Origin of the sequence: Aerosakkonema funiforme FACHB-1375 (assembly GCF_014696265.1) — a bacterium.
Lineage (GTDB): Bacteria > Cyanobacteriota > Cyanobacteriia > Cyanobacteriales > Aerosakkonemataceae > Aerosakkonema > Aerosakkonema funiforme_A.
The window spans coordinates 93,217-100,792 of record NZ_JACJPW010000015.1; the positions used below are offsets into that span (position 1 = coordinate 93,217).

Genomic DNA, 7,576 nt, shown 5'->3' on the forward strand with positions numbered 1-7,576 from the left:
TCCTCCTATCAACTAAAATCAGAAAATGTCGTTAATTTGTTCTGATTTAACGTGCCGGACAGGTAGGAGGATTTCGCCCCAGGCGGTTGCTTCCCGTACCAGTTGGATCGTAAGCTGTGAAAACTAATTGACCTTTTTCGTTGAGTATCCAACCTTGTGCAGGGACAATAGGGAGGGAGTCAGGACGGGGCGATCGCACACTAATGGCAGTGTTTGAGCTAGTTGTGCTAGCTTGAGTTGGTTCGACTAAACTTACCCTCACGGTTCTACTGGAGAGAGCTTCGCTGGGATTGGGGGGAAGTCCACCGCGACCCGTGACGGTAAATTCACTACCTTTGCCCAAGGTACAGGGGTTTTGGGCGATCAGAGCATCTGGGTCTACGATGGTTTGTGGTAGTTCGATTAATCCAGAACTGGGGTCAACATCAGGGGTAATAAGTTGCACTGAGCCTTGGGATTGAGGGCCACCTTGTTGCGAAATGGCAGTAATATCGCTGGTAGGCAGTAGGCTGGGATCTAGGAGGTTGGGGTCGTTAGTATTTAGTAGGGTCTGTAGATCTTCTCTGGTGCGTGACACTGATCCAAAGATGGCTTGGGCATTGATTCTGACTTGACCTCCAGAACCTTGTTGGGCGTTGGCACGGATATCGCTATTTTCTAAAGCGGCTAAGATACCTGTGTCGATGGTAATATTGCCGCCTGTGGCAATGCCCTGTGCGTTGGTAGTGATACTGCTAGTACGGCGTAGTTGTACATCTTGGGATTGTAGGGTAATGTTGCCGCGATCGCCTGCTGCGGTTTCTCCTGTCATGGTTCCATTATTCAAACGGATGGAATCAGCTGTAACTTCTAAGTTACCAGCCGCTCCTTTTCCTTTAGCTGCTACAGCTATTTCAGCCCTATCCTGAAGAATTAATCGTTCTGTGGAAATTATCAAGTTACCAGCCGCTCCATCTGCTTCAGACTGTGTAGTTAAGCCACTTGAAGATTGACCATCTGCTGTAGCGCCAATTAGTTCTATTGAGTCTGAAGCAGTTACGGATAGAGTTCCCCCTTTACCACCACTGGCTGTAGCTGCTGCGATCGCTGCTCCATCCCGGAGAACTAACCGTCTATTTTCAAGAATTACGTTTCCAGAATCTCCTTGGCCAAGAGTACTACTACTAATTTTGGAGCCTTCAGTTAAGACCAGATGGTTTGCTGTAATACTGATATCTCCTCCCCGACCTACAGCCCCAAATTCCAATGTGGTGAATAGGTTGCCATTATTTAGCGATACAGAATCCTGAGCTTGTACTAATATGCTTCCAGCATTTCCTTGACCAAAAGTGCTGGTACTAATTCGAGCGCCATCAGAAAGCAAAACAGATTTGGCTATTAGGGTGACATCGCCACTATTGCCTACAGCACCAATTCCTAAATCGCTGATAATTGCACTTTCAATTCCATCAATTTTTCCACTAAGAGTAAGAGCATCACGAACTTCAATTCTTACGTTTCCAGCATTTCCACGACCACCTGGAATCGTACCCGAAGTTTCTCTGACTAGAGTTTGCAGTTGAGATCCATTTGTTAGAGAGAGTGATCCTGCTGTAATGTTAATATCTCCTCCCTTACCTACTGCTCCAGCTTCTACTGTACTGAAAATATTAGTATTGCTACTTGAGAGTAAAACCGAGCCTTCAGCTTGTACAAAAACGCTGCCAGCATTTCCTTGTCCAAAAGTACTCGTACTGAATAGAGCGCCATCAGAAAGCGAAAGTGAACCTGTTTTAATCTCTATATTGCCGCCATTACCTATAACCCCAGAATCTACAGTGCTTCGTATCCCAGTGCTTTCACCAGAGAGCGAAATCGAGTCTTCAGCTTGTAAAAAAACGCTCCCACTATTTCCATTTCCAAAGGTACTGGCACCTATTCCAGCACCATTGAGGAGAGAGACAGACTTGGCTGCAATCGTGATGTTACCACCGTTTCCTACTGCTCCATATATTACTGCACTGTTGATAAAACTACCATCCAAATAGACTTCATTATTAGCCTTAACGTTGACATTTCCAGCATTTCCATTTCCAAAGGTAGTAGCCAGTAAAACAGCACCGTTAGTCATTGATAGGGAACCCGTTGTAACGGTAACATTACCTCCATTGCCTATTGCTCCAGAGTTTACTACACTGGATGCACCACTGGGATTAGTAAGTTGATCGCCACCCGTTCCATCTAAGAATATGGAATCATCCACTTGGATTGTTACATTACCAGCATTTCCCGTTCCACGGGTACTGGCAGTTAGAGCAGCACCATTAGTAACAGAAAGCGATCGCGCTGTTAGTGTAATATCACCTCCGTTACCCACTGCCCCTGCTTCCACTGTACTGAATGCACCACTCGTAGAACGATTGCTACTTACTCCATCAAATAAGGCTGCATCGCGTGCAGTAATAGTTATATTTCCTGCATCTCCTTGTCCGCGAGTACTCGTAGCTAAATTAGAACCATCAGTCACAAAAAGCGATCCAGTCGTGATATTGATGTCACCACTTTTGCCCACAGAACCAAATTCTTCTAACCTACTTAAGGCAGCACTTTCTCCACTAAAAGAGATAGAATCACGTGCAGTAATGTTGATACTTCCGGCACTTCCCTGCCCGCGACTACCAGTAGCTAATTGGGCGCGATTAGTGACAGAAAGCGACCCAGTTGTAATATTAATATCACCACCTTTGCCCTCGCCTCCATTCTCTACACTGCTAGATATGCCACTTGTAAATCCATTGCTACCTACTCCATCAAGAAAGACTGTATCTGTAGCTTGAATTGTTACATCTCCAGCATCTCCTCGTCCCCTAGTACTAGCAATCACTTGAGAGCCATTAATTACAGAAAACGATATAGTTGTAATATTTATATTTCCGGCATTTCCCACTGCATCTGTTTCTAAGCTATTAAAAATTCCACTTCCATCAGAAAGTGAAAGTGAACCTGTTTTGATATTTATATTGCCACCGTTACCTATACTCCCAGGATTTACAGAGCTAGAGATAGCAGTGCTGCTACCTATAAGCGATATGGAGTCATCACCCTGAACCAAAATGTTACCAGCATCTCCATGCCCAGATGTAGCAGCCAACATCTGAGATCCATTGCTCAGTAAAAGTTGCTGAGCCTGAATCTCAATGCTGCCAGAATTACCCTGTCCATATGTAGTGGTACTTAATGTAGCTCCATTTGTTAAAGAAAGCTCTCCTGACTGGATACGAATGTCACCTCCTTTGCCTTTTGCTCCAGCTTCTACTGTGCTAAAAACACCAGTTGTCAATCCGCTCTTACTTACCCCGTCAAAGGAGACAATACCACTAGCTTTTATTGTTACGCTACCAGCATCTCCCTGTCCCAAAGTAGTGGTAACTAACTCAGCCCCATCACTCAAAGAAAGCGAACCGGATTGAATGCTAATATTGCCACCTTTGCCTATAGCTTCAGCTTCTACATTGCTTAAGACAAAGCTATTTTCTAGAGAAACAGAGTCTTCAGCCTGTACGGATATGCTTCCTGCATTTCCTTGTCCAAAAGTTCTACCGATCAAGAAAGCTCCGTCTGTTAAAGAAATTGACTTTGCTTTAATAGTGATTTCTCCTCCATTACCGATAGCACCAGATGCTACGGTACTGAAAATAGTAGTTCCATCACCTGCCATAGAAAAGCGATCTCGGACATTAATGCTCACATTTCCAGCATTACCTTTGCCAAAAGTATCAGTAGCTAATCGGGCACCATTACTTAGAGAGAGCGAATTCGCCTCAATATTTATGTTCCCCGCATCACCTACAGAACCAAGTGCTGCACTGCCGAAAATACTGGTGTTATCACCTGTAAGCGATACATTATCACGAACATTAATTGTTATACTCCCTGAATTCCCTTGTCCAAAAGTGCTATTGGTAATTAGTGCTTTATCTGCCAATGAAAGTGAACCTGCTGTAATAATAATGTTGCCACTTTCCCCTGCTGCTTTTGAGCCTAAGTCATTTCTAACGCTACTTGACTGCCTTATTGAAACTGCTCCAGTAACATTAAGCGTTATATCTCCGTTTTGAACGCCAACACTTTCAGAACATGAACAGCTACCAGCTTGAAGACTGCTCTCTCCAAAAATATTTAATATTTGAGCATTGATTGTTATATTACCCCCATTTCTAGCACGTACATCTATTGATGATTTATTAGTGATTGAAATAGCACTTCGCGCTATACCATCAAGAAAATTCAACTGTAAAAGGTTGCTATTAACATTTAACCCGACTGCTCCTATTCCTGCCAAACCGCCTAATTCAACTTGACCGCCTGGTGCGTTTAAGTTTGCTCCCGATAGCAGTACACCTCCACCCACTAACGCTAAAGTTTTATCAGGTTGTACCTCAAGAGTAGATCTTTGTACGCTAATGCCTGCCGCCTTATCTCGGAATTGAATGCCAACAGGAATATTTATGGCTAGTAGCGGTGGAGCAGAACTATTATTTGCACTAAATTCAATTCCCCCATCAAATATTAAACTATTCGCTGTACTAGCTAAAAACGAGCCACCTATATTCAACCTAGCATTAGGGCCAAAAATTATCCCACTGGGGTTAATCAAAAATAAATTAGCCGTACCATTAGCTTTAATCGACCCATCAATATTAGAAATATTTCCCCCCGTCACCCGGCTGAAAATATTTTGCACATCTAAAGCATTGTTGAAAAAAGCTGACCCCCCAGTTGGAACAGAAAACTCTCGGAAACTATGAAAAAGATTATTTCCGGCTCGATTCCCGTTCTCGATCGTAAAATTAAGACCGTCTGATGTATTGACATTAGTAGATAGCGTCCCATCTGGGGCAATTTGAGCTTTGGCGACAGTAATAGGAACCCAACACCATAAAGCAATACCGCCAATTATCTGCAATGTTCTGGTAATTAGTAGTTGTTGCATATTACCTCTAGCCTCAAAATGGACTGTATTGTACGGAGAAATATAAACCTTGTTCTTGCAACGTTCTGTCGCTTGAATCAACTTCAATTAGAGGAATGCCATACTCAAATCGGGCAATAAAGCGATCGCCCTGTCGCCACTGTACCCCAAGTCCGACACCCAGCAAGGTGTTGGGGTCTGGATTCTGTCTGCCGGAACTACTCCAAGCCGTGCCAAAATCAATAAATGGAATAACTTGCAAAACCCCTTGCTGTCTGGGTAAACGGTAAATCGGTATCTGCACTTCTGCGGAAGCCAAAACGCCGTTATCAGTTAGTAAAGCATCTTGGCGGTATCCTCGGACACTGCGGAACCCGCCTAAACCAAACTGTTCTAGAGGTACAAGCGCCCTATTTGATAGCTGTACGTCAGAACGAAGCAGCAGTAAAGTTTCTGGTGCCAAAAGCCGCACGTACTGTGCTTGTCCTCGCCAAGCGAAAAAGCGACTATCGGGAGCTTCCTCGTGAATAGTGGCATCGAAAGCACCGATTCCCACGCTAAACTGAGAGCGAGCGGCAAAGACTTCTCTGGGATTGCGCTGCGTCCATTCCTGAACAAACCGCACTGCTGATATGCGGGTTCTTCCTTCGTCGTCTGCGCCTGGGGATAGGGGGTAGTTTTCTCCCAATAGAGTGGTCTGGCTTTCCTGTCGAGATGCGGATATACCAAGGGCGAATTCTTTGGTGGGAGTTTGAATTACAGGTTGGCGAAGGGATAATTCGTAGTAGTGGGAGTCTCCGGTGATATCTGCGCGATCGAATGGCGGTTCGATGACATTAGTTGAAGTTAGTCCACCAGCCAATCGGATCGTACCGTTGCGGGGATTGAACGGCATAGTGTAGCTGAGGTCTAAAGCATTACTGCCATCGGTGTTAGTGTAGACTACTCTTAAGCTATCTCCAAAACCGATTAAATTACCTTGGTCGATCTGAACGCCGCGACGGAAGCTACCGACACTGGGAGAACGACCGTTATCGGCAAAGAATTGCAGGTCAAATGAGTCAGCTTCTGTTACTTTAACTTCCAATATGCTGCGGTCTGGACGGGAACCAGCAGCCAATTCAGCCGATATGTTTTTAATCAGGGGGTTAAGTTGCAATAGCTGCAACGCCCTAAGCAAACGGTTGGTATTCAGAGGTCGTGAGGTGGCGAGTTGCAAACGACTGCGTACATAGCCGGGATTGAGTCGTCTAGTTCCTCTGACTCTAATATCTTCTATAGTGCCTTCGATAATTTGAATTTTGATTACAGCCCCTTCTGGGGATATAGGGTCTTGGTCAACGGGGATAACAGCACCTGAATTGATGTATCCCGCATCAGTGTATAGCTTGGTGATGGCTGCTTCTGCTTCCAGCACTTCGGCAAATGTCACCTGTCTATTGGTGAACTGCTTGGTCACTTCAGCTAATTTTTCGTCGCTGAATGCGTTGTTACCCTCGAATACAAATTTTTTAACAATAATTGTGCCGGGGATATTGGGCCATTGCTGGGGTGTGGGTGGTGTTGGTGCAGGTGGCTGAAGGGGTTGTTCCTGGCTGGGCGGTAGTGTGGGTGCAGGTGGTTCCGGGGTTCTGGGGATAATAGGGTTGGGAAGTTGGGCTAGCTGGCTGAAATGAGGATCGGGAGGAAGGGTAATTGAAGTAGATTTGGTATCAAAGATATCAGCAGTAGTATGAGCAGCAACTCCGGAGACACTTCCTACAACAGTTAGAAGCGCTGGTATTATCAGCCAATTACTTTGAGAGATGTGGTATCGCACTGCTGTATCTCGCTAGCAGATGTGAGCATTTTAACTAGATGATTTTATTTTGAGGGTATTTGGGCAGCCGGACAAGTAGCTGGCGAGCGGTTGGGACGGTTGCTTTCGATACCAGTGGGGTAATAAGCTCTAAAAACTACCTGCGGAATTTCCAGAAGATTATCCGATAAAACTTTCTAGCCCATTTTACAAACCTTTAGATTTTACCGCACAGGATGCCTACATAACTCCTGGTTTCCATCCCGATAAGTAGATGTGAGACAAAATACAAGGAGTCAAAAACATGGGTCAATACATCCCTTACACAACCATTAAAGATAATGGTGATGTCTACAAACATACCTCAGAATATGATGGTAGCCAAGTTGGTTATGTCAAAGGCAGTTCCATCTACAACTTAAGACATGATTATTTAGGTTATGCTGGCACAGATGGAAAAGTCTACAAGAATTATGGTTCCTATGACGATCGCTGCGTCGGCTGGGTCGATTCTACTGGTAATGTTTACAACAAAGCAGGTAACACCGTTTTCAAAACCACTAAAGGCGTTGTTGGAGCCGCTGCTTACCTATTGCTAGTATATCTAGGTGGTGTTAGATAATATTTAGTCAATTTGATTAGTTTTGTCTAATTTACCAATTTTTTAATTAGCGGTTTGTAATGATAGCACAAGCCGCATTTGTTTTTTATAAAAAATAATTTTTTGCTCTTTTTTACGATACTGGAGTTTAGACTAACCGCGCTTTAGGGCGCGGTTAGTCTAAACTCCTATTAGTATTTTTACTTACCTCTTCTGTTGGCAATAA

At 44.3% G+C, this 7,576-nt stretch carries 3 protein-coding genes; 1 reads left to right on the forward strand and 2 read right to left on the reverse strand.

Going from position 1 to position 7,576, the window contains the following annotated elements; genetic code table 11:
- Positions 1–46 precede the first annotated feature (46 nt).
- Together H6G03_RS08230 and H6G03_RS08235 are read right to left on the reverse strand one after the other, a co-directional pair.
- Positions 47–4,972 (reverse strand): two-partner secretion domain-containing protein, encoded by a 4,926-nt coding sequence (locus H6G03_RS08230; protein WP_190463833.1) that lies wholly within the window; start codon positions 4,970–4,972, stop codon positions 47–49.
- Positions 4,973–4,985: 13 nt separating this feature from the next.
- Positions 4,986–6,770: a ShlB/FhaC/HecB family hemolysin secretion/activation protein gene (locus H6G03_RS08235; protein WP_322111875.1), complete on the reverse strand. Its 1,785-nt coding sequence runs from the start codon at positions 6,768–6,770 to the stop codon at positions 4,986–4,988.
- Between the two features lie 283 nt (positions 6,771–7,053).
- Between H6G03_RS08235 and H6G03_RS08240 the strand changes: the two genes are divergently transcribed.
- Complete coding sequence (locus H6G03_RS08240; protein ID WP_190463834.1) at positions 7,054–7,371, forward strand: hypothetical protein; 318 nt, start codon at positions 7,054–7,056, stop codon at positions 7,369–7,371.
- The last annotated feature ends 205 nt before the right edge of the window (positions 7,372–7,576 follow it).